Origin of the sequence: Schaalia suimastitidis DSM 15538 (assembly GCF_000429105.1) — a bacterium.
Taxonomy (GTDB): domain Bacteria; phylum Actinomycetota; class Actinomycetes; order Actinomycetales; family Actinomycetaceae; genus Pauljensenia; species Pauljensenia suimastitidis.
The window spans coordinates 1-22,245 of the sequence record NZ_AUBF01000011.1 but is presented as its reverse complement, the minus strand read 5'-3'; the positions used below and the strand labels follow the sequence as shown (position 1 = coordinate 22,245).

19 protein-coding genes are annotated in these 22,245 nt (G+C 57.4%); 2 read left to right on the top strand and 17 right to left on the bottom strand.

Features of this window, described 5'->3' with window-relative positions:
- The first annotated feature begins 264 nt into the window (after window positions 1–264).
- Window positions 265–1,488, top strand: coding sequence for a glutamate--cysteine ligase (locus tag G438_RS0105705; protein ID WP_034285394.1), 1,224 nt, complete (start codon window positions 265–267; stop codon window positions 1,486–1,488).
- 60 nt (window positions 1,489–1,548) lie between these two features.
- Here the strand turns inward: G438_RS0105705 and tsaD are convergent, their stop codons facing one another.
- The 11 genes from tsaD to glmS form a co-directional block, all read right to left on the bottom strand.
- Window positions 1,549–2,619, bottom strand: coding sequence for a tRNA (adenosine(37)-N6)-threonylcarbamoyltransferase complex transferase subunit TsaD (gene tsaD / locus G438_RS0105700; protein WP_026460502.1), 1,071 nt, complete (start codon window positions 2,617–2,619; stop codon window positions 1,549–1,551).
- 233 nt (window positions 2,620–2,852) lie between these two features.
- Window positions 2,853–3,596: a succinate dehydrogenase/fumarate reductase iron-sulfur subunit gene (locus tag G438_RS0105695; RefSeq protein ID WP_026460501.1), complete on the bottom strand. Its 744-nt coding sequence runs from the start codon at window positions 3,594–3,596 to the stop codon at window positions 2,853–2,855.
- The gene (locus tag G438_RS0105690; protein ID WP_026460500.1) at window positions 3,593–5,572 is read right to left on the bottom strand and encodes a fumarate reductase/succinate dehydrogenase flavoprotein subunit; all 1,980 of its coding nucleotides are present in this window, start codon (window positions 5,570–5,572) and stop codon (window positions 3,593–3,595) included. Before G438_RS0105690 ends, G438_RS0105695 begins: the two co-directional genes overlap by 4 nt.
- 16 nt (window positions 5,573–5,588) lie before the next feature.
- Window positions 5,589–6,290 carry a succinate dehydrogenase cytochrome b subunit gene (locus tag G438_RS0105685; RefSeq protein WP_026460499.1) on the bottom strand — a complete coding sequence of 234 codons (702 nt, stop codon included), beginning with the start codon at window positions 6,288–6,290 and terminating at the stop codon, window positions 5,589–5,591.
- Window positions 6,291–6,523: 233 nt separating this feature from the next.
- Window positions 6,524–7,015, bottom strand: coding sequence for a ribosomal protein S18-alanine N-acetyltransferase (gene rimI, locus G438_RS11035; RefSeq protein WP_051259342.1), 492 nt, complete (start codon window positions 7,013–7,015; stop codon window positions 6,524–6,526).
- Entirely contained in the window at window positions 7,012–7,716 is a 705-nt protein-coding gene (gene tsaB / locus G438_RS0105675; protein ID WP_026460498.1) for a tRNA (adenosine(37)-N6)-threonylcarbamoyltransferase complex dimerization subunit type 1 TsaB, read from the bottom strand. The genes rimI and tsaB overlap by 4 nt, the downstream gene beginning before the upstream one ends.
- Before the next feature lie 10 nt (window positions 7,717–7,726).
- Entirely contained in the window at window positions 7,727–8,278 is a 552-nt protein-coding gene (gene tsaE, locus G438_RS0105670) for a tRNA (adenosine(37)-N6)-threonylcarbamoyltransferase complex ATPase subunit type 1 TsaE (protein ID WP_026460497.1), read from the bottom strand.
- Window positions 8,266–9,513 carry an alanine racemase gene (alr, locus tag G438_RS0105665; RefSeq protein ID WP_026460496.1) on the bottom strand — a complete coding sequence of 416 codons (1,248 nt, stop codon included), beginning with the start codon at window positions 9,511–9,513 and terminating at the stop codon, window positions 8,266–8,268. The genes tsaE and alr overlap by 13 nt, the downstream gene beginning before the upstream one ends.
- A 305-nt stretch (window positions 9,514–9,818) precedes the next feature.
- Complete coding sequence (locus G438_RS0105660; protein WP_165569236.1) at window positions 9,819–11,909, bottom strand: leucine-rich repeat domain-containing protein; 2,091 nt, start codon at window positions 11,907–11,909, stop codon at window positions 9,819–9,821.
- A gap of 114 nt (window positions 11,910–12,023) precedes the next feature.
- A complete protein-coding gene (locus tag G438_RS0105655) occupies window positions 12,024–12,938 on the bottom strand; it encodes a GRP family sugar transporter (protein ID WP_026460494.1) in 915 nt (304 codons plus the stop codon).
- A gap of 241 nt (window positions 12,939–13,179) precedes the next feature.
- Entirely contained in the window at window positions 13,180–15,096 is a 1,917-nt protein-coding gene (gene glmS, locus G438_RS0105650; protein WP_026460493.1) for a glutamine--fructose-6-phosphate transaminase (isomerizing), read from the bottom strand.
- Window positions 15,097–15,199: 103 nt separating this feature from the next.
- Between glmS and coaA the strand changes: the two genes are divergently transcribed.
- Window positions 15,200–16,153, top strand: coding sequence for a type I pantothenate kinase (gene coaA, locus G438_RS0105645; protein WP_026460492.1), 954 nt, complete (start codon window positions 15,200–15,202; stop codon window positions 16,151–16,153).
- Window positions 16,154–16,357: 204 nt separating this feature from the next.
- Here the strand turns inward: coaA and glmM are convergent, their stop codons facing one another.
- The 6 genes from glmM to G438_RS0105610 all read right to left on the bottom strand — a co-directional run bounded on the left by glmM (window position 16,358) and on the right by G438_RS0105610 (window position 21,948).
- Window positions 16,358–17,710 carry a phosphoglucosamine mutase gene (gene glmM, locus G438_RS0105640; protein ID WP_026460491.1) on the bottom strand — a complete coding sequence of 451 codons (1,353 nt, stop codon included), beginning with the start codon at window positions 17,708–17,710 and terminating at the stop codon, window positions 16,358–16,360.
- 404 nt (window positions 17,711–18,114) lie between these two features.
- The gene (gene rpsI / locus G438_RS0105635; RefSeq protein ID WP_034285390.1) at window positions 18,115–18,606 is read right to left on the bottom strand and encodes a 30S ribosomal protein S9; all 492 of its coding nucleotides are present in this window, start codon (window positions 18,604–18,606) and stop codon (window positions 18,115–18,117) included.
- A gap of 43 nt (window positions 18,607–18,649) precedes the next feature.
- Window positions 18,650–19,093 (bottom strand): 50S ribosomal protein L13, encoded by a 444-nt coding sequence (gene rplM / locus G438_RS0105630; RefSeq protein WP_026460489.1) that lies wholly within the window; start codon window positions 19,091–19,093, stop codon window positions 18,650–18,652.
- A 247-nt stretch (window positions 19,094–19,340) separates the two neighbouring features.
- Window positions 19,341–20,273, bottom strand: a complete 933-nt coding sequence (truA, locus tag G438_RS0105620; protein ID WP_026460487.1) for a tRNA pseudouridine(38-40) synthase TruA — start codon at window positions 20,271–20,273, stop codon at window positions 19,341–19,343.
- Entirely contained in the window at window positions 20,273–21,031 is a 759-nt protein-coding gene (locus G438_RS0105615) for an ROK family protein (protein ID WP_026460486.1), read from the bottom strand. Before G438_RS0105615 ends, truA begins: the two co-directional genes overlap by 1 nt.
- 26 nt (window positions 21,032–21,057) lie before the next feature.
- Window positions 21,058–21,948 carry an aldo/keto reductase gene (locus tag G438_RS0105610; RefSeq protein ID WP_034285386.1) on the bottom strand — a complete coding sequence of 297 codons (891 nt, stop codon included), beginning with the start codon at window positions 21,946–21,948 and terminating at the stop codon, window positions 21,058–21,060.
- Window positions 21,949–22,245 lie beyond the last annotated feature (297 nt).

The following is a 22,245-nucleotide window of genomic DNA, read 5'->3' as shown; positions in this document are numbered from 1 at the left end:
TGTGGCCGTTCGCCTGCCGCTCGTCCAAAATCCAGGATAGCGCGGTGCGCCGCGCTGCACGGCACACAGTGCTCTTGCGGCCTCTGCCACGTCGCTGCACCAAGGAGCGGCGCTGCACCCAAGAATCCGCGCTGCACCCAAGGAGCGCACAGCCTCGTCAATCCTATCGGGAGAGACTTCACACAGTCCCATTTAGTGTTCTGGTCTCGCCTGCTGCGCTACTTCCCGCAATGATGGAGTCAGTAGCCTTGGGAAGGAGTTGCCGTGCCCCTGGATTTTTCCTCCTCGCGCCGGTCCACCATCGGCGTGGAATGGGAACTTCAACTTGTGGACCAGGATTCCAACGACCTGCGCCAATCTGCAGACGCGGTGATCGCACGAGCTGTCTTACCTGACGGCTCTCCTCATGGGCGTATTCACCGCGAAATGCTGCTCAATACCGTGGAGTTTGTTTCCGGCGCTCACAACACCGTTGCCGAATGTATGCATGATTTGCTTGAGACGGCAGCGTTTCTTCGACCAGTGACCAATGAGCTGCGGATTGATTTGGCCGCTGCAGGCACGCACCCCTTTGCGATGCCCACCTTGCAGCGAGTAACAGATTCACAACGCTACGCTGACCTGGTCGAACGCACCCAGTACTGGGGTCGACAGATGCTGCTATACGGGGTGCATGTGCATGTCGGCGTTGAGGCGCGGACGAAGGTGCTACCCATCGCCTCGGCTTTGGCCACGTGGATTGGGCATTTGCAGGCTATTTCGGCGTCCTCACCTGTGTGGGCAGGTATCGACACGGGGTATGCGTCGAACCGCGCCATGGTGTTTCAGCAACTCCCCACGGCAGGTATTCCTCGCCATTTTGACCATTGGGAAGAACTTGAGGCATATACCGCTGACATGATTCACACGGGCGTGATCAACAGTTTCGACGAAGTACGATGGGATATTCGTCCCTCGCCGAAGTGGGGCACCTTGGAGAACCGCGTATTTGATGCGGCGTCAAATATTCTCGAAGTAGGAGCATTTGCTGCCCTGACACATTGCTTGGTTGAACTGTACTCCCGCGAGATTGATGCTGACCACGTCCTACCCCGCCTGCCCGATTGGTTTATTGCCGAGAATAAATGGCGCAGTGCCCGCTATGGGCTTGATGCGGAACTTATCGTTGATGCCCGCGGCACGCAGGAAGATGCACGTCAGGGTGTGGAGCGTCTGCTGCATCTGCTTGCGCCCGTGGCACGTGACCTTGGTTGCGTCGAAGAACTTGCAAGCGTCGAGGAGATTTTGCGTTGTGGCGCAGCTTATGATCGGCAACGCTATGTGGCAGCGCACGCAACGCAGGACCCTTTGGATAGTGTTGTGGAGTTTATGCGTGCCGAAATGCGTGCCGATCGGCCACTGGATCCACGGATCTTCGTCGCTCAGTTGGCGATGGCGCGCGGAGAAGGGGAGCCGCATCAAGAATCACGAGGTGCCCGCCGCGCGTAGCGGTTGCGTGGGCTTAGCACTACGGCAAGATCGGCACTGCGGCAGGCGTCGCCGCACTTTTTAGCGTCCGGGTAACATCGACGGCTGCGTTAAAGGCATCGCCGAGTCAGGGGAAAACGTCCAACCGGATGGCACAACCCCCGCTTTGACCAGCGCAGCGCCCATCGCAGCAATCTGCGCGCCGTTGTCCGTACAAAAACGCAGCGGCGGCATACGCACCGTAATCCCCGCAGCCTCGGCACGGTCAGCCAGGAGTTCCCGCAACCGTGAGTTCGCACTAAAACCACCGCCTACGACAAGCGTGTCACAGTCGTGGTCACGTGCCGCAGCGATAGCTTTAGCGGTCAGCGAGTCATTCACTGCCTCGGAAAAACCCGCACAGATGTCATCAGCATTAGGAGTGTGTCCGTTCGCACGCACGCCCTCAATATAACGTGCCACCGCAGTTTTTAGGCCCGAGAAACTAAAGTCGTAGCGGTAACGTTCCTTGTCTTTGCCAGCAGCCAGACCACGTGGGAAACGAATGGCGTTGCGATCACCCTGTTGAGAAAGACGATCAACATGCGGCCCACCAGGATACGGTAAATCAAGTAAACGCCCTACTTTGTCGAAGGCTTCACCTGCAGCATCGTCAAGTGTGCCTCCGAGTTCTTCAACGTCAGTGGCGATATCACGCACCAAAAGCACATTAGAGTGTCCACCTGATACCACTAGGCCAATGAAACGCTCCGGCAACGGGCCGTCAACAAGTGTGTCCACGGCAAGATGCCCGAGGACATGGTTGACGCCGTACAAGGGCTTATCCAACGACATTGCAAGGGCTTTCGCCGCACAAATCCCCACGGTGAGCGAACCAACGAGGCCCGGGCCAGCTGCCACCGCAATAGCGTCGACATCAGCCAGGCTCACCTTGGCCTCGTCAAGGGCTGCCTCTAAGGTGGGAAGGAAGGACTCAAGGTGTGCGCGTGAAGCAATTTCGGGAATGATACCGCCATAGCGAGCATATTCGTCCATGGAGGTCGCGGTGCGGTCAGCAAGCAGCGTGCACCCGCGTACCAGGGCCACACCAGTTTCGTCGCATGTCGATTCAATGCCGAGGATAAGCGGCTCTTCGCCTGTGCTGGTTGTCATGTCGTTGTCCTGACTCACGGTGCTGAGTGTAGTCGCCGATGCCATCTTGTGCTTCATTCGACGCTGTACAACACATCGTGGAAAAGCCTTCGCCCATCACTGCACCAATAGCCCCCACAAGTACTGGCCTCGTCGCAATGCGACGAGGCCAGTAGTTTGTCACCGTTTCGCGCGTGGCACAAACAACGCCTTGTTCATGCCGAAGCGCGCTGTGTTCCCTTGCCAGCTCAGGCTTACACGCCTGCGAAAGCAGCTTTACCAAGCTGACGGTTAAGGGTCGAGATCACGTCGAGCGGAATCTCCTTGGGGCACACGGCTGCACATTCACCAATATTGGTGCACGAGCCGAAGCCTTCTTCGTCATGCTGGTTGAGCATCGCCACCACGCGCTTAAGGTTTTCAGGCTTACCTTGTGGCAGAAGCTGAAGGTGAGTGACCTTCGCCGAGGTGAACAGCATCGCCGAGGCGTTCGGGCAGGCAGCCACGCAGGCACCACAGCCGATACAGGCCGCTGCTTCAAAGGCGCGGTCAGCATCCTGCTTAGGCACCGGTGTTGCGTGAGCGTCAGGGGCTGCACCGGTATTCACCGAAATGTAGCCACCAGCTTGAATAATGCGGTCCAATGCGCTGCGGTTGACCACGAGGTCTTTGATGACCGGGAAGCCTTCTGCGCGCCACGGTTCGATGGTGATGACGTCACCATCGTTGAAGGTACGCATATGCAGCTGGCAGGTCGTCGTGACTTCGGGGCCGTGGGCAATGCCATCAATGACGAGGCCACACTGGCCACAGATACCTTCGCGGCAGTCAGAGTCGAAGGCGATCGGTTCTTCTCCGCGTGCGAAGAGTTCTTCATTCAGAACGTCGAGCATCTCAAGGAATGAGGAATCCTCGGAAATGCCGCGGATCTGGTATTCGTGCATGGCGCCCGGGTCTTGTGGACCGCTTTGACGCCAGATCTTCAGTGTCAGGTTCACTTGTAGCTCCGCTGCTTCAGCTCGATGTTGTTGTAGACCAGTTCTTCCTTGTGCAGTACGGGGGGTTGGCCTTCGCCCGTCCACTCCCACGCCGCGACATAGAGGAATTTGTCATCCTGGCGTAGCGCTTCGCCTTCAGGGGTTTGCGATTCGGCACGGAAGTGGCCGCCGCACGATTCCTCTCGGTGAAGAGCATCAATACACATCAGTTCACCCAGTTCCATAAAGTCGGCAACACGGCCAGCTTTTTCAAGGGACTGGTTGAGTTCACCAATGGATTTACCGGGCACGCGCACATTGGCCCAGAACTCCTTGCGAAGTTCACGGATCAATCCGATGGCCTTCTTCAGGCCTTCTTCGGTGCGTTCCATGCCGCAGTATTCCCACATGATGTTGCCCAGTTCCTTGTGGAAGGAGTCAACTGAGCGGTTACCGCCAACGGCCATGAGGCGGTCGATCCGTGCCTGCGCCTCGGCCTTCGCTGCAACAACGTCGGCAGAGTTCTCGTCCAGTTTAGGCAGTGAGAAAGCGTGGGCAAGGTAGTCGTTGATGGTATTGGGCAGGACGAAATAGCCATCCGACAGGCCTTGCATCAGGGCCGAAGCACCGAGGCGGTTGGCGCCGTGGTCGGAGAAGTTGGCTTCGCCGGTGACATACAAGCCAGGGAGGTTGGACTCAAGGTCGTAGTCGACCCACAGGCCACCCATGGTGTAGTGCACCGCCGGGTAGATACGCATCGGTGTTTCGTAAGGGTTGTCGCCGGTGATGCGTTCGTACATGTCGAAGAGGTTGCCGTATTTGGCGGAAACGGCAGCGCGTCCCATACGGCTAATGGCCTCGGCAAAGTCGAGGTAGACTCCGCGGGCGACACCGTCGATCTTAGGTCCGACGCCTCGTCCTTCGTCACACATATTCTTTGCTTGACGCGACGCAATGTCACGCGGCACGAGGTTACCGAAAGCTGGGTAGATGCGCTCCAGGTAGTAGTCGCGGTCTTCTTCGGGGATATCGCGCGGGTCTTTTTCGCAGTCCTCTGCCTTCTTGGGCACCCAGATACGTCCGTCATTGCGCAGTGATTCTGACATCAATGTGAGCTTGGACTGTTGGTCGCCGTGCTGCGGGATGCAGGTCGGGTGAATCTGCGTGAAGCAGGGGTTGCCGAACCACGCACCCTTGCGGTGTGCACGCCAGATCGCGGTGGCGTTGCATCCCATGGCGTTGGTAGACAAGAAGAAGACGTTGCCGTAGCCGCCGGAAGCAAGGACAACGGCGTCAGCCACGAAACTCTTCAGTTCGCCGGTGGACATGTCGCGTGCGACGATACCGCGAGCGCGCCCGTCCGAAACGATCAATTCAACCATTTCGTGGCGGCTATATTCTTTGACGGTACCTGCGGCAACTTGCCGTTCCATTGCCTGGTACGCGCCGATGAGGAGCTGCTGGCCTGTCTGGCCGCGCGCGTAGAAGGTACGTGACACCTGCACGCCGCCAAAGGAACGGTTGTCGAGGAGGCCGCCGTATTCGCGAGCAAAAGGCACACCTTGGGCGACACACTGGTCGATAATATTGGCGCTTACTTCTGCGAGGCGATACACGTTGGTTTCACGTGCACGGTAGTCGCCACCTTTGACGGTGTCGTAGAAGAGGCGGTGGGTGGAGTCGTTGTCGTTACGGTAGTTCTTCGCAGCGTTGATACCACCCTGTGCAGCGATGGAGTGTGCGCGGCGAGCGGAGTCTTGGTAGAAGAAAACGTCAACGTTGTAGCCCATTTCGCCGAGCGAGGCGGCCGCTGCCCCACCTGCAAGGCCGGAGCCGACGATGATGACGCGTAGCTTACGTCGGTTGGCAGGGTTGACCAGGGCCGCAGTGAATTTGCGTTGTTCCCAGCATTGGGCGAGCGGCACATCCATCGGCGCTTTCGTGTCGATGGCAGGCTCCCCTTCGCGGTAGAGACCTTTGATGAGAGTTTCAGTCATAGTCGTTCAGCCTTTCTCAGGAGATAAAGCCGATGGCGATGGCGAACGGCGGGAGGGCGAACATCACGAAGATGATTGCGCCGATAAGGCCGGAGGCAACGACCAAGAGGCGGCGTGTTCCTGCACGAACCCAGCCGAGAGATTGGAATGCCGACCAGAATCCGTGCGCAACATGCAGGCAGGCTGCGGCGACGAAGACTAGGTAGACGAGGACCATCACTGGGTTTTGGAAGGCGCCAACCATACGTTCGTATGGGGTGCTTTCGGCGGTGAAGCCTGTTTGGATGGTGCCGGTGGTGAAATGCAGGATGTGGAAGATAATCAGACCAAGCAGGATCACCGCTGTTGCACGCATGGTGCGGGCAGCGTAGGCATCAGCCGCATTCTTTTTGACGACATAGCGGCTACGACGTGCACGGCGTGACCGTGCCCAGGTGATTGCAGCGGCGGCGACGTGGATGATGAGCATCAGCAGCATCGCTGCGCGGAAAACCCAGATAAAGCCGCCATGAGGGAAGATCGGGTAGAGAGCCTCGTGATGGAGCCAGTGGGCGTATGAGTCATACGCTTCCTGACCGATGAACATTTTGAGGTTCCCGTAGGAGTGGAAAAGGAGGAAAAATACGAAGACGAGGCCTGAGATCGCCATGAGTTGTTTGACGAACACAGTGGTGGTCCAGGCGCGACGCTTCTTCGTTGCGACAGTTGTTGTGGCCATGTCCTTTAGATTAAAGGCACGGTATTAGGCATTTGTGGGACTCGGGGCCCGAAGGTCACATGCACTGAGCAACACAAGCTATTTTTGGCGATTTTCAGCCACTTTTTCAGCGAACCTTCTCACCATACTTTGTTCAGGTGACGGCAATTTTTCTTTGTGTCACCTAGGTATTTCACAACACCGGTTATTCACATTTCATGAGGTGACACATCAAGCATTTGTGTCAACCTCCTTTAGGGTACACCGAGGACGCCATCTCGTGTCGAGTCCAACGACAAGTCCACCCGCATGGTCACGGCGTCTTCGCTGGGATTTCTAAAATAGTGCTTAATGCGGCCAATATGCACAAAGCCCTGTCGTTCGTACAGCCCGATAGCTTGGGTATTTGAGGCTCGGACCTCTAAGAAGACCCGTTCAACACCAGCTTGCCTGGCCACGCGCAATAGCTCGGCAAGAAGCAGGTGACCCACGCCTCGGCCTCGAAAATTGGGAAGCACACCAATGGTCATCACGTCACCGTCCACGCCAAGGGACAGACCAGCCCAACCAACGAAAGTACCCTGCTCAAAGGCCCCGACGTAGTGCCGTAACGTGGAGGTAAGCTCTTCACCAATCATGCCTGGCGTCCAGGGATCTTCGGCGAAAACGACGCGCTCGGCACTAAGAAGCTGCTCGAAATCAGCCGGACCTAAAACCCGCAATTCAATATCGGCACGAGCACTCATAGTCGCTGCGGTTTTTGGCCGTGAATATCGGGGCGACGTAAATACTGAGGCTCCGCATTCAGGTGCAACATATCACCGCGTGCCAGGCGAGCCAAGACGATACGCACCATAATCGCAGGATCAAGTACTGCGGTCGGACCCACCGGCGCGCCTTGTAACACCTCCACACTATGCGGTGGCAAGGCTTCCTCACAGACCACAAGTGCCTCCGTCTGCCGCAAATCCCTGGTCAGTAGCGTCGGCTCACCCACTTCAAGGCGCCCTTCCAAAGCCACGTCATCAGGTCCCAACGCTCGATACAGCCCCCAGTACAGTTCACGGCGACGCGCATCCGACAGTGCAACAACTGGCGTCCCGGGCGGCAGCACATCAAGGGCCCCACGCGCCAACACATCAAGGGAGGCAACACCATAAACTGGCACACCTGCCGCATGAGCAAATACGCGGGCACTGACCAATCCGGCGCGCAGCCCAGTAAAGGGGGCGGGTCCTGTGCCAACAAGAACTGCATCAAGTCCAACAGCACGCAAGTCAGCGCCGGTAGTTGGCAAGCCAGCCTCGGTCAGAAGTTCGCGAAGCATCGGAGCGATATTTTCCACGTGGTGTCGCACTGAGGCAGAACGTGCACGCGCAATCGTCTGGCCATCGCGAACGATGGCCATGGAGGTCACCGACGAAGTGTCGAGGCATAGGTGAAGCACGTCGTCGATCCTACCGTGAGGCGGCTTCAAGGGATAAGGCACGCTCACCAAGATCATCGAAAACGCCGTCCCAGCGCGCGCCATGAGGACGCAATGTGATGGTGCGGTGACCGTCATCCATGGTTTCAAGGTCAAGTATGCCGTCTGCCGTGTGGTGGACCTGCCCACCGGTAGCTCGTTCAACGTCAATGTCCAGCCGAGCGTCTGACATCGCTTCTGTTTTGCCTTCACCCCATTCGACCACGGTGACAGCCTGGTCAATGGTGGAATCCAAGTCAAGGGTTTCTAAGTCGTCAAGGCTCGTGATGCGGTAGGCATCAGCATGAATCAGGTCAGGGCCGCCAACAAGGGATGGGTGGACACGAGCAACGATAAATGTGGGGGAGGCGACCTGCCCACGGACGCCAAGGCCTTGTCCAATTCCTTGGGTGAATGTTGTTTTTCCTGCACCAAGGCCTCCGCGCAGCATGATGAGGTCGCCAGCACGTAGGCGCTCACCTAACGCGTGTCCTAGTGCTCGCGTTGTGTCAGCGTCATGTGTGTGAAACGTCAGTGTGTCCACGGTTTTCCTTCCGTTGTGTCGCTCGTTGACGTTGCGTCGCTCATGGCGCTGTCACGTGTCCAGGTTCGGGTCAGCCGATCACCAAGGCGGGTCACAATTTCGTAGTTGATAGTTCCTGCCGCTCGCGCCCAATCGTCCGCACTGGGTTCTACGCGCCTCGTATCACCAATGAGGACCACGGTGTCGCCTACGGCAGCTGGAGCTGGGGCGCCACGCTCGGCACTCCCAAGGTCAACGACGAATTGATCCATGCAGATACGTCCCACCTGTGTGGCACGTAAGGGGCCGTGCGCAGTCTCAATCAGCACCCATGCTCCCTGGTTGGAGGCTGAACGCGGGATACCATCGGCATATCCTAGTGGGATAAGGCCAAGCCATCGGCTGGTTGGAGCTGCCCACGTGCCACCATAGGATACCGTCTGGCCTGCCTCGGCTCTTTTCACACTGGTGAGTTGGCTTGTCAGACGTAAAGCGGGCCACAGCCCCAGTTCGTCGCCGGAGGCTACTTCCGGGTCTGGGCTGAGACCATATAGCGCAATACCTGGACGCACCATGTCAAAATGCGCATCGGGATGCCACAGCAGACCAGAGCTGGCGCCGAGGTGGCAGAGGGCGGGTTCAATACCCGCGTGGCGAAGGATGTCTTGTGCGTCACAGAAACGTTGAATATGAGCCATTGTGGACGCCTCGCCCTGCGGTGTCGGTTCGTCTGCTCGCGACAGGTGGCTGAACAGCCCAACGATTTCAACGAGACCTGCGCGCTGCGCCTCGGCAGCTGCCTGTGCTAAGGCGGGCAGGTCTTCAAGGGTTGAACCGGCGCGCAGCATACCGGTGTCCACTTTGATGTGGATACGTGCACGTGTACCGCATGCGTGGGCTGCGTGGCATATTTCGTCAAGGACCCACGTCCACGACACCGCGAGGTCGATGTGGGCGGTGATGAGACTGGCCCAGTTGGTTCCTGGGGTGGCGATCCATGTGAGGATTGGCGCGCGTGTTGGTGAAAATCCTGCTTGATCAAGGAGCGCACGTAGTGACAGGGCTTCACTGACTTGGGCAACGCCAAGCCATGTCGCGCCAGCTTCGAGTGCTGCGATGGACACTGGCCCTAGGCCGTGCCCGTAGGCATCGGCTTTCACGATAGCCATAAGTTCCGTACCAAGAGCACGTTGACGCAACGTGTTGATATTGCGTGCGATGGCGTCGAGGTTGACGGTGACAACACCTGGGTGCATGACGGCGGGGCGGCAGGTGGGCGCTGTATTCGTGCCGAAGCCGACAGGCACTCTATCTGCACAGCGTGCCGAGGCGGTAGCTGCGCTACCTACCGAGGCTTCGGTTTCGCTCGCAGCAGCCTCGGCCTCGTGGGCGGGCTGGAAGTGCGACGAGGCGGACGACGCCTCATGCGCTGAGGCGGGCAGAGCCTCGGGCCGATCGGGTAATGTCACTCCCCCATGATAGGCGTTGCCTGCCATTTCAGCCGCCTAGCGCCGAACTGGGGCCATTGTGGGGGTGGCACAGGTGGCCCCAGCGCGACAAGTCAGTCCAATGACCTGCTGTCTTTTCGCCATGCGAGGGCAAGGATGCCTGTCATGGCGGCAGCTGCACTTGCGGCGATCATCAGTGACATAGTGCTTGTACCAGTGACAGCGAGGGTTCGGCCACTTCGTGCGGCATTTTTCGCCTGAGTAGGTTGCGATGAGCTGGGAGCGGCGTGGGCGGCTGTGCCGCCTTGCGCGCCAGATATTGCACCGGCGTTCCCATTGGTGCCCGCATTCGCGCTGCTGCCTTTATTCCCATTGCCACCTGTGTTGTTGGCATTATTCGCAGCTGTCACGGTAAATGCCGTTTGAGCAGAACCAACGCGCCCAGCAGCTTGCACGCGGTGCTCCCCTGTTGGGAAATCGGTGGGCACCGTCCATCGCAGTACCGCCACACCTCGGGCATCTGCTGCTGCCTTGCCTGCCAGCACCGGATCGGAGTGAACAGTGAAGGTCACTTCTTCGTCAGCGCTAAAGCCACTCGCGGTAAAGGTCATTACACTGCCTGTCGCTACCTTTAGTTGATCAACGGCAACTGAAAGTGACGGTGATGGTGGCGCAGGAACATAACGGAAACGATGCGTACAGGTGATCTCGTCGCCTGCTGCCACGGTGAGCGTACCGTCGGGGGCAATCTCCTTTGTGACACCACTTGTTTGCCTTTCCTGGCAGGTCCACCCTTGGCTTTCGTACGCGCCGCCACCGGAGGCAAATGATAGGCGTGCCGATAATCGATAGGTGCCTGGAAGCAGTGCAGCCTGATCAGTTACTGCTTCGTTCGTGTCGACGCGCGTGACGGCGAAGGCGACATCGCTGGGTTGCGCCTGACCACCGTCAATCACCGGTGTCAGTTGAAGCTGCGCATGTGTGGGGACACGTGACACAGTGGTGTATCGCTTCCACGTCGGTGTGGTGTAGCCGCCTTCGCCCACATGAGTAGCGTCGTATCGCTGGTGGTATTCGATCACTAGGCCATCGCGGTATGTGCCGAAGGATCCTTTATGACCACCCCATTGGCTTGGCTCAACAATGGTGGGGGCAGAACCTTCAAGGCGAACGGTTTTCAGGGAGTAGTTGGAACCGAAGGCGCCACGTCCAACTTCAGTGACGTTGGCTGGAAGCGTGATCTCACTCAGGTTGTTATATTCAAAGGCTTCTTCGCCAATGGTGGCCAACGTGTTGGGGAAGGTAATCGAGGTCAAGTTATTGGAGTGGAATACCTGTTCCGGCAGTTTGGTGACACCCTGCGGAATAATCACCGAGGTAATGCGGTTCGAAGCGAATGCCTTTGCCCCAATGTCAGTCACTGTAGATGGCAAGGTGAGGCTGGTCAGCAGGTTGTTTTTGAAGGCCCCTGCAGGGATCGCAGTCATCCCTTCCGGCAATGTGAGTGTGGCAATACGGTTGGCTTCAAAAGCTGATGGGCCAATTGTTGCAACGCTTGCTGGAATCGTGAGACTTTCAAGGCCAGATGAGGCGAATGCCGCTGCACCGATCTTGGTGACAGTGGCCGGAATATCCACTGTCGTGATCTTGGTGTTGATGAAGGTTGACGAGGGTATTTCTGCTAGCCCGCTACTCAGGGTGACGCTCGTCAACGACAGGTTGTTTTTGAAGGCGGCGCTTCCCATGGTTTTCACCGAATCAGGCAGGGTCACTGTGGTCAGCGCATTTGATTCGAATGCGCTTTCACCGATATGTGTCAGCCCTTGCGGAAGCGTCACTTCTTTGAGGCGGTTGGATTTGAATGCCAGGGTGTCAATCCGCGTAAGCGATGATGGCAGGGTAACGCTGGTGAGCCAGGCGCCTTGGAATGCGCTTTCACTAATCGTGGTGACCGGGTATTGATGGCTGTTATGGGTAATGTGCTCGGGGATCGTAATAGTGCGAGCGAGCTTTCCGCGCACGTAATTGACGACGGTCGCAGGCGAACCGGGGTTGGCCTCGTCGATACTGTAAACGATGTTGTCAACGGTGACATTTGCGGCGGCTGCGGTGGCGCTTTGGTGAGGTGTGAGCAAGGTGAGCGCGAGGATGCCGACTGCACCTAGGCCAATAATTCGCCGGAAGCACATAGTGATGGGCGACACGAGTGTTGGTCCTTTCTGGGCGCGCATTCTGCACGTCCAGAAAAGAATATTAGTAATACCTAAGTTATTTACGGTAGACCTTACACCACTCTGTGATCTCTTCCATTTAACGGCTTAGACATCAAGCGATTTAGCAATACCCGCACACACCGCACCGAGCACCACCAAGGTCACACCAGCACCGGTCCACCACGCTTCTTTTCGCGTGCGATGTTCACCAAGGAGGACAATGCCACCAAGGGTCGACAAAATCACGCCCAATTGGGAAAGAGTGAACCCAACGGCAACACCGACACGTGCAGTCGAAATCTGCAGCAGCAGGACAGCACCACCCCAGATCACACCAGAAATCACCTGTTTGGCAGTCACCACCGACCATCGTGAACCAAGGGCCGTCTCGTCCTCACCACGCATGCGTGCCATAGCTGCCGATGACAGGACCATACCAATAAACAGGTACCCAAATGCCTGCGGCAACAGCGCATCGCGACCATCGATGCCGAACCACTGAGTAAGCAAAATATAGGAAACAAGACCAATCGTTGACGTCACCAGCAGTCGCACTCCACGCGCCCAGTCAAGACGGGACGACACAGAGGCAGATGACGCCGTCTTTTCCGTCAACGACGTCAACCACACGCCGCCAACAAGCAGCACGATTCCCGTCACTCCGGCAATTAATGCGCCGTGACTCCGCCACTCACCAAAGAGCAATACGCCACCAAGCGACATACAGGCCAACTGTGCGCCAGTCGAAATCGGCATCGTGCGAGATACGCCAAGCACACGCAGACACCGCGTTTGATCGTAAAGACCCCAGCCCAAAAGCATCCCAGAAACAAAGGAAATAGCCACTGTCTGCCATGTCCACGACACGTCAAAAAAGAATGTGGACACCACCGACATGACGAAGCCACCGATCAGAAGGCCTGTGACCTTTTGACGATCTGTACCCCCAAAAAACATGAGCAATACGCTCATCGATCCCAGAAGTAGACTCGGCGTGAGGGCAAGAAGATAGTCAAACACCGGCCAAGCCTATCGAATAGGCCCGTTTTCTTTGAAATCACCACAGCACGCAATGGCGTCACACGCATCGATTACATCGGTAGTACCTGCGCCTCCGGCGGCGGGGCACTTCGGCCCCCAACGGTAGTGCACCTCGCATCCAAAACGGTAGAACACCACTTCACGCAGACAGCACACTCCTGCCCGCCTGCAGGGCACATCGGTCCCAAACGGAAGTGCGCCTCGGCACTAAAACGTGCGACTACTCCACGGTCACCGATTTAGCAAGGTTACGAGGCTGATCAACATCCAGGCCTTTGACTGTCGCCAGCTCGCATGCAAAGATCTGCAGCGGAATCACGGTAAGTAGTGGCGCATAAAGCGTTGGCGTCGGCGGCACACGGAAAATAACTTCCGCAAATGCGTCAACCGACGTATCGCCCTCTTCAGCAACAACGATGGTACGAGCGCCGCGAGCGCGCACCTCCTGAATATTCGACACCACCTTGTTGTGCAACTCAGGGCGACGAGGTGTCGGCACGATAATCACCACTGGTTGGCCCTCGTCGATCAACGCGATGGGACCATGTTTAAGCTCGCCCGCAGCAAAACCTTCGGCGTGAATATAGCAAATCTCTTTTAGTTTCAACGCGCCTTCAAGTGCCACCGGATAGCCCACGTGACGCCCCAGGTAGATCACCGAATTGACGTCCTTCATTGTGCGTGCCGCCTGGCGCACAGTTTCACCGCGATCAAGCACCCATTGGATCTGCTCAGGGAGCTTTTCCAATTTCTCCATATAATCCTGGATTTCATCCACGTACTTATTGCCGCGCACCTGCGCAAGATACAGACCAAGGACAAAGCACGCACTGACCTGCGCAGTAAAGGCCTTCGTTGAGGCCACCGCGATTTCAGGACCAGCGTGGGTGAGCAACACTGCGTCAGACTCGCGCGATATCGTCGAACCAGGAGTGTTGACAATGGCCACCACACGAGCACCCTGTTCGCGCGCATGACGAATCGCCATAATCGTGTCCATTGTTTCCCCAGACTGGGAGATGGCCACAACCAAAGTCTTCTCGGTGACCACCGGGTCGCGGTAGCGGAACTCATGGGCGAGTTCAACCTCGACCGGTATCCGACACCAGTGTTCAATGGCGTAACGCGCTACCTGTCCGGCGTAAGAGGCGGTACCACACCCGACAATGATCATCTTGTCAATAGACCGCAGCACATGCTCGGAAATACGTACCTCATCCAAAGTGAGGTAGCCATGATGATCGAGGCGATCAGCCAGAGTTTCGCGTACACCCCGCGGTTGCTCATGGATTTCTTTTTCCATAAAGGTCGGCCACCCATCTTTGGTGGCACGATCAGAAGTGAAATCTGCTTCAAAAACCTTCGGCTGCGAGGCAACGGAACCGTCATGATTCACTACGGTGACCGCCTCGGCAGTGACCACTGCGATCTGATCCTGCCCCACCTCCAAGGCTTTTGTCGTGTGCTCAACAAAAGCCAACACGTCTGAACCTAGGAAGTTTTCTCCCTCACCCAGCCCAATGACCAGAGGAGAAGAACGGCGAGCAGCAACCACAACACCAGGGGCATCCTCATACACAAGGAGCAGGGTAAACGTGCCTTCTAGCTGATCAGTGACCTGCCGCATTGCACCAACGAGGCGCGCCACCGCCTCGTCACTCCCTGCTGGCAGACCACCTGCTGTACCCTCCCAGACGACAAGCTCCGCACTATCAAAAGCCCGTTGCAACAGGTGAACGACAACCTCAGTATCGGTTTCAGAATAGAACTGTTGGCCTTGTGCTCGTAAAGCTTGGCGAAGCTTATCGGCATTTTCAATAATGCCGTTATGTACCAACGCAAAACGCCCATCTGTTGACGTATGCGGGTGAGCATTGGCTGTTGTGGGGCGCCCGTGGGTCGCCCACCGCGTATGTCCAATCGCGCTGAAGGCATCAGAGGGTGTCACCTCGTCAAGAGCCTCTGCAAGGTTCACCAGTTTACCTACGGCTTTGACAACTTCGACGCGGCCAGGACTTGCCATGGCAATACCAGCCGAGTCATAGCCACGGTATTCGAGGCGTGCAAGACCAGCAAGCACCACCTCGCGCGAACGATTCGACGACTCGGGGCCAACATGTCCAACGATTCCACACATAGCTCCATTGCACCACAAGCATCTTGGACACGCGCGCTCAATGCGCAGTCGACACAGCAAGACACAGGAACACCACAGGCGCCACCTGGGTAACAATACTGTTATGACTCGAGTGGACGGCACTTCATATTCGCCCTATACCCGCTTTGAGCGGCAGGCTTGGGACCGCCTCGCCACGCGCACACCGATGCCGCTGACACAAAGCGACATCGACCGCCTCGCCTCAGTGGGTGATCCCATTGATATGCGTGAAGTCGAGGAGATTTACCGGCCCTTGTCAGCACTACTACAACTCTACGTTGACGGTCGGCGACGCACCGGTGCGGAACGTCGCACCTTCCTTGCCGAGGCGGACACCCCATCCACACCATTTGTCATTGGTATCGCCGGGTCGGTGGCCGTCGGCAAATCAACGGTTGCCCGTCTACTTCAGTTCTTACTGCAACGCTGGCCGCATACGCCTCGCGTGGACCTGGTCACCACCGACGGTTTTCTCTACCCGAATGCTCACCTTGAGGCACGCGGCATTTTGGCACGTAAAGGCTTTCCCGAATCCTATGACCGCCAGGCGCTCATCAATTTCTTGGCAGATATCAAAGCCGGCGTACCCCGCGTGAGCGCACCGGTATATTCGCACGTCGTTTACGACATCGTGGCTGGCCAAGAAATCAGTGTTGAACAACCAGATATTCTCATCGTCGAAGGCCTGAATGTTTTACAGCCGCCAAAGACACAACCCGATAAGCCAAGTTTGGCGGTATCAGATTTCTTCGACTTCAGTATCTACGTCGATGCTGATGAGACCCACATAGAACAGTGGTATATCGAACGATTCCTCAAACTGCGCAAAACAGCCTTTACACGTGAGGATTCGTTTTTCCGCACCTACGCTGATCTTTCCGATGCCGAGGCGGAAGCAACTGCGCGCATGATTTGGCACGCCATTAACCTGCCGAATCTGACGGAAAATATATTGCCGACGCGTGAGCGTGCCACGATGATATTTACCAAGGGTGCCAGTCACCGCGTCGAAAGTCTTCAGCTTCGCCGAGACTAAAATACCAAGCTCCGCCGAGGCTAGCTTCCCCTCCCCCGCGCAAATGTGGCTCTACACCGCCTTTTGATCCCTTAACCCCAAAACCCTCACGCCCTTCTGCGCACATATGGCTCACGAAACGAAGCGTGAACGGTCATAAACACGCCCGCTATCCGTTTCGCGAGCCACATGCAAGGAGCCAAAGCCTTTCCTGGCTCGCCCTACCTACAGCGCGAGCTCGGCTTTGACAACATCCGCTAAAGAAGCGGCAACCGTATCGGCCTCGTCCTGCGTTGCTGCTTCCACCATGACGCGCACCAGTGGTTCCGTTCCAGAGGGGCGCAAAAGGACGCGACCACTTTCGCCCAATTGTGCCTCCGCTGCCGCTACCGCCTCGGCAAGTTTCGGATCGCTACTCGCGCGCGACCGGTCCACACCTGACACATTAATGAGCGTCTGAGGGAGGCGGTGAACGAAGGCGGTAAGGTCGGCGAGGTCGCGACCGCTTTCCTTCACCATGCGCGCTAATAGCAAAGAGGACAAGATTCCATCACCTGTCGTCGCATGGTCCGAGGCGATAATATGCCCAGATTGTTCGCCGCCAAGATTGTAGCCGCCCGACAGCATCCCTTCCAGGACATAACGGTCACCAACAGCCGTTTGCACCGTATTAATACCGGCATCCCGCATGGCCAGAATAAGGCCAAGGTTCGACATGACAGTCACAACCAGCGTATCTTTGGCAAGTTTTCCTTGATCTCGAAGGTTGACGGCCAGCGCGCCCATGATTTTGTCGCCGTCAATCAGGTTGCCGTTGCGGTCGACCGCCAAGCAACGGTCAGCGTCACCGTCGTAGGCAACACCAAAGTCAGCTTCCGAAGCTACCGTAACTGCTTGCAGTTGCTCGGGGTGAGTAGAACCGGATTTGTGGTTGATATTGCGGCCATCCGGTGATGCGTTGAGAACAACAACATCGGCTCCCGCTTCACGTAGTGCGCGCGGGCCAAGGTCCGAGGCGCCGCCATTTGCGCAGTCAACAGCGATACGTAGGCCACGCAGGTTCGTCCCTACCGCTTTGACAAGATGATCAATATAGGAATCAATAGCCCAATCGTCCTCGTAACCGACTTCGCCGACACCTTCACCGGTCGGACGGTTCCATTTGGTTCCCAGCAGGTCCTGAATACGATCTTCGACAGAGTCGGCGAGTTTGTATCCACCGTGAGCAAAGAACTTAATGCCATTGTCGGGCATCGGGTTATGCGAAGCAGAGATCATCACACCAAGGTCAACATTGTCGTGGGTTGCAGTCAGGTGCGCCACAGTAGGTGTGGTGACGACACCAACGCGAACAACATCCATACCTGCGCTGGCAAGACCAGCCGCTAATGCGTGATCAAGGAACTCCCCTGAGATACGAGTGTCACGTCCAATCACCGCGCGCGGCTTCGTGCCGTCAGCGCGTACGCCACCACCAATAAGCCTCGCCGCCGCTTCGCCAAGGTCAAGGGCCAGGGTGGCAGTGATATCAACATTGGCGAGGCCGCGCACGCCATCAGTTCCGAAAATACGAGCCACAGGGCATCTCCTTAGGGCAATAGGTAATGAGCAAATCACACCAAGCCTAGCGCGGGCGATGCCGTGACATGAAGAATGACGTATCGCATTGTGGCCATAGTGTCCAGATCTTGCCAATGTCACACCCTAATCCCAGCACTGTCGCGCGGCATCTCACTCGCGTCGCAGTGGCATCTTGCCGCTGTCTGCTGCAGCCTACGCCTTCCCCCTGCGGTATCCGAAGGCGCGCCAGGATTCCACGGCTGCCTTGGGCAACACCTACTCCAGCGGTATCCGAAGGCGCACCAAGATCCAGTGCCTATCCCAAGGCCATCAGCGCCTCGTCACGCAAACGCAATCCCCGCCCTCTGCTGCGAGGACGGGGATTGCCATTCCAGGCCCAAAAAGCCTGGTATGAAGCCAAATCAGCGCTTCGAGTACTGCGGCGCCTTGCGGGCCTTCTTCAGGCCAGCCTTCTTACGCTCGATAGCGCGGGCGTCGCGGGTCAGGAAGCCAGCCTTCTTCAGGGCGGGACGGTTTGCTTCACGGTCGATCTCGTTCAAGGCGCGGGAAATGCCCAGGCGCAGTGCACCGGCTTGGCCGGAGATGCCACCGCCATTGATACGAGCAATAACGTCGAAGCGGCCATCCAGGTCCAGAAGGACGAAGGGCGACTTCACGAGCTGCTGGTGCAACTTGTTGGGGAAGTAGTCCTCCAGGGTACGGCCGTTGATTTTCCATTCGCCGGTGCCAGGCACCAGGCGAACGCGTGCCACTGCTTCCTTGCGACGGCCAAGGCCAGCGCCGGGAGCAGTGATGGACTGACCTGCGCCTGCGGGGGCGGTTTCGGTCTCAGTGGTGTACGAACTGGGGACGGTTTCCTCGTCCAGTTCGATGTTCTCGATGGTCTCTGCCACGATTCTCCTCAAGGAAATTCGGTGTTTTCAGTAAGCTATGCGCTCACTGAGCAACCTGGGTGAGCTCGTAGGGAACCGGCATCTGACCGGCGTGGGGGTGCTCAGCACCGGAGTAGACATGCAGCTTCTTGAACTGCTGACGGCCGAGGCTGGTGTGGGGAAGCATGCCACGGATGGCCTTTTCCACTGCGCGCTCTGGGCGTTGCGCCATAAGATCGCGGTAGGAGGTGGCAGTAAGACCACCGGGCTGGCCGGAGTGACGGTAAGCCATCTTCTGCTCGAGCTTCTTGCCGGTGAGGGCAACCTTGTCGGCGTTAATGATGATGACGTAGTCGCCCATATCCATATGAGGGGCGAATGTCGGCTTGTGCTTCCCACGAAGGAGGGCGGCAACCTGGGCCGCCAGGCGACCGAGGACGACGTCAGTGGCGTCAATGACGTACCACTTCTTGTCTGCGTCCCCAGGCTTGGGTGAATAGGTGCGCACGGGCGTAACCTTCAATTCTCTTGGTCGATGGAGCGAAGCAACCGCAGATGGTTGTTTCGCTCACGAAACGGTTCCGCGAGGCGTCAGTCTTTGCATTCGGGCGAGTGGGAAAGCACCCAGATGCTGCTGACGCACAGCGTCCACCAGTCTATGCAATATCAGGCAGGCGGGTCAAAGCCATTAGCCAACTGTGGTTAAATCCTCATCAGATACAAACAGCGACCCACGCGACGCAGCTCGCCACTATCTAACATCCGCAATTATCGGCATCTCTGCGTCGTTTCGCTTGGGCCACCCGCTCACCCCAGGCATGCGGCGCAGGGTAGTCGACACGGTCCAACGTCAATCCGTGCGCCGGAGCGATAGGTGCCGCCGCCTCGCGACTGCATGCCTCCAATAATTGCCGAGGCCAGTCCGCCTCGCGCCGCCCACACCCCACCTCCAGTAGGGCGCCGACAAGGGAACGCACCATGGAATGACAAAATGCGTCAGCTTCAACGTGGAAGGATATTTCCCCATTACTGTCCTCAAGCACGTCAAGGCGACGTAAGGTGCGGATAGTCGTTGCCCCCTGTCGGGGTCGACAATAGGACAGGAAGTCATGCTCACCAAGGAGCGTGCGGGCCGCGTGGCGCATGGGGCCGATTTTGAGGGTGTCATTCATCCATAAGACCGCATGTCGGCGCATGGGGTCGGCCATACCTACGCCGACGCGGTAAATATACGCACGACCACTGGCAGCGAAGCGCGCATCAAAATCACTGTTCACCACCTGGGCTTCCAGCACAAGAAGATCAGCGGCACCTTTCACGCTGGGAAGCCCATGTTCGCGCATCCATTCGCCATACCTGCGCGCGATAAGACCATTGAGTCTGCGCACCAGAGCAACTAGTCGGCGCTCGTCGTTGGGCGGGGTTGTTTCTTCCCTCACGAGGCCATCCCAAACGTTGCTCGGCAGGTCCACGTGAGCACACTGGTGGCGCGCGTGCACACCCGCGTCGGTACGTCCAGCCACAGTCACCGCAAGCGGTTGACGCGCAAGTGTGGCAAGAGCTGTTTCAAGTTCGCCTTGACAGGTACGCTGCCCCGGTTGAGCTGCCCAGCCTCGAAAATATGTGCCGTCGTAGGCGAGGGTGAATTTGATGCGGAGCACATCGGGGGATGAGGCGACATTGTCCATTACAGTTCCCAGGACCGCACGCCGCCGATGATACCCGCGTCGTTCGGAACGATCACAACATCGGTGCCCATACGCGCAAGTTGACCCGGGGTGATCCGTTTCGAGTTTCCGCCTCCGATATACAGACGGTCCCACATATACATGGGGCGTAGACCTTCGACGACGCGGCGAATACGGCGTGACCAGTGCGCGTCCCCTAAACGCAAACGTTCGTGTTCGCCCACGTAATCGTCGTAAGTCATCCCCCATCGCACGGGCCCTTGAGAGATTTCAACGTGAGGCGCAAGTTTTCCACCGTCAAAGACGGCGTTCCCCAGTCCGGTCCCCAAGGTGATAATCATTTCCAGGCCTGTGCCAGTGACCACACCTGCGCCCGCAACCTCAGCGTCATTGAGGACCTTCGTCGGTAGCTCTAGGACTGCCTCGATGGCGCGACCCATATCGAAATGGTCCCACTGTTCGACAAGGCTTGGGACAATACGGGAGCGTGGGCCTTCTTTTGTGATGTAGTGAGGGGTGGCAATGACAACACCATGGCGAATCATGCCGGGCATCCCCATTGTCACGCGCGTAGCGCTGGGTAGTGCTGAGGCAAGGTCAACAACAATATCGACAAGTAGTTGTGGCGGTAGCGGGTATGGCGTGGGCGTGCGTTTGGGAGGGGCCAACATTGTGCCATGCTCGTCAAGGACCGACGCTTTGATACCACCACCACCGCAGTCAACTGCGAGGGTACGTTGCCTACTGCTGTCGCTCATAGGCTAAGCCTAGCGAAATGAATCGCTTACTTCTTCGCCGCAAGGCGTGCCGCCATATCTTCACGGGTTTGGGTAAAGGCGAAGGTATTCGGGTCGCCACCAACGCGCCCACTGGGGACGTGCAGGCTATCGATAAGCGCACAGTCGGCTTTGTTAAGGTGAATACCTGCCGAAGCGAGGTTTGCTTTCATACGCTCAGGGTGGACCGACTTGGGGATGACAACGCGACCGCTGGCTACATGCCATGCAAGAATGACCTGAGCTGGGGCAAGGTTGAGGCGCTCTGCTAACGCCACAATCGTTGGGTGTTGCAGATCTGCGCCTTGGCCAAGTGGCGAATAGGCCTCGATAAGAATGCCATGTTCGCGCGCGTAGCGACGCAACTCAGGTTGCGAATAGCGTGGATGCACCTCGATTTGGTTGACCGTTGGCATAACACCAGTTTCCGTGGCCAGACGTTCAAGGTGGTGCGGAAGAAAATTCGACACACCAATGTGAGTGACGAGGCCGTCTTCTTGAGCTTCGATGAGTGCTTGCCACGTGTCAACATACAGGTCTTTACTGGGATATGGCCAGTGAATAAGGTAAAGGTCGATGGTATCGAGGCCGAGCGCTTTCAGGGAGGCTTCTACCGCCTGTCGCGCACTGGCACGTCCGTGGTCCACGTTACGCAGTTTTGAGGTGACGAAAACCTGCTCCCGTGGCACTGCTGAAGCTTTGAGCGCGGCACCTACTCCTGCTTCGTTGTAATAGGCGGCGGCCGTGTCGATATGTCGGTAACCAATCTCAAGAGCTTCTTCAACGGCTTGTTGTGTGGATTCTGGCGGTATTTGAAAGGTACCGAAGCCCACTTGCGCAATGGTGGCCTCTGGCGAAAGTGGCAGTCGCGGCCCAACAACGTCGCTTTGTTCTAACATGTCCCGATTGTACTCATTACATTCATTTTTCGTGGCACATTACGCGATTTTCCCTAATTGTCTGTGCCGCTTGTCGACACCCATGACATCAACTCCACGACAAGCGCACCTTTGTCAGTACGAGGGTCGTTGGTGGTGAGGATGCCGAGTTGTGTGGGGTGGGGCATGTTATTCCAGTGACCGGTCGCGGCGCGAGGGGATGTAGTGCTCGCCTTTGGGTAGGGCCAGTTCCCATGCGGGCGCGGTCAGACGAGTCCGCGAATTCGGTACGGTTGACCCATCACTAGGACGCCGAGA

Coding starts and splice junctions, on each gene's coding strand:
- tsaD (WP_026460502.1), bottom strand. CDS start 2,619: ATGACAACCAGCACAGGCGAAGAGCCGCTTATCCTCGGCATTGAATCG.
- G438_RS0105690 (WP_026460500.1), bottom strand. CDS start 5,572: ATGACTGAAACTCTCATCAAAGGTCTCTACCGCGAAGGGGAGCCTGCC.
- G438_RS0105685 (WP_026460499.1), bottom strand. CDS start 6,290: ATGGCCACAACAACTGTCGCAACGAAGAAGCGTCGCGCCTGGACCACC.
- rimI (WP_051259342.1), bottom strand. CDS start 7,015: ATGAGTGCTCGTGCCGATATTGAATTGCGGGTTTTAGGTCCGGCTGAT.
- alr (WP_026460496.1), bottom strand. CDS start 9,513: ATGCACCCAGGTGTTGTCACCGTCAACCTCGACGCCATCGCACGCAAT.
- glmS (WP_026460493.1), bottom strand. CDS start 15,096: ATGTGTGGAATCGTTGGACATGTTGGCCCCGAGTCGTCGAATCGTTCG.
- coaA (WP_026460492.1), top strand. CDS start 15,200: ATGACTCGAGTGGACGGCACTTCATATTCGCCCTATACCCGCTTTGAG.
- truA (WP_026460487.1), bottom strand. CDS start 20,273: ATGGACAATGTCGCCTCATCCCCCGATGTGCTCCGCATCAAATTCACC.
- G438_RS0105615 (WP_026460486.1), bottom strand. CDS start 21,031: ATGAGCGACAGCAGTAGGCAACGTACCCTCGCAGTTGACTGCGGTGGT.
- G438_RS0105610 (WP_034285386.1), bottom strand. CDS start 21,948: ATGTTAGAACAAAGCGACGTTGTTGGGCCGCGACTGCCACTTTCGCCA.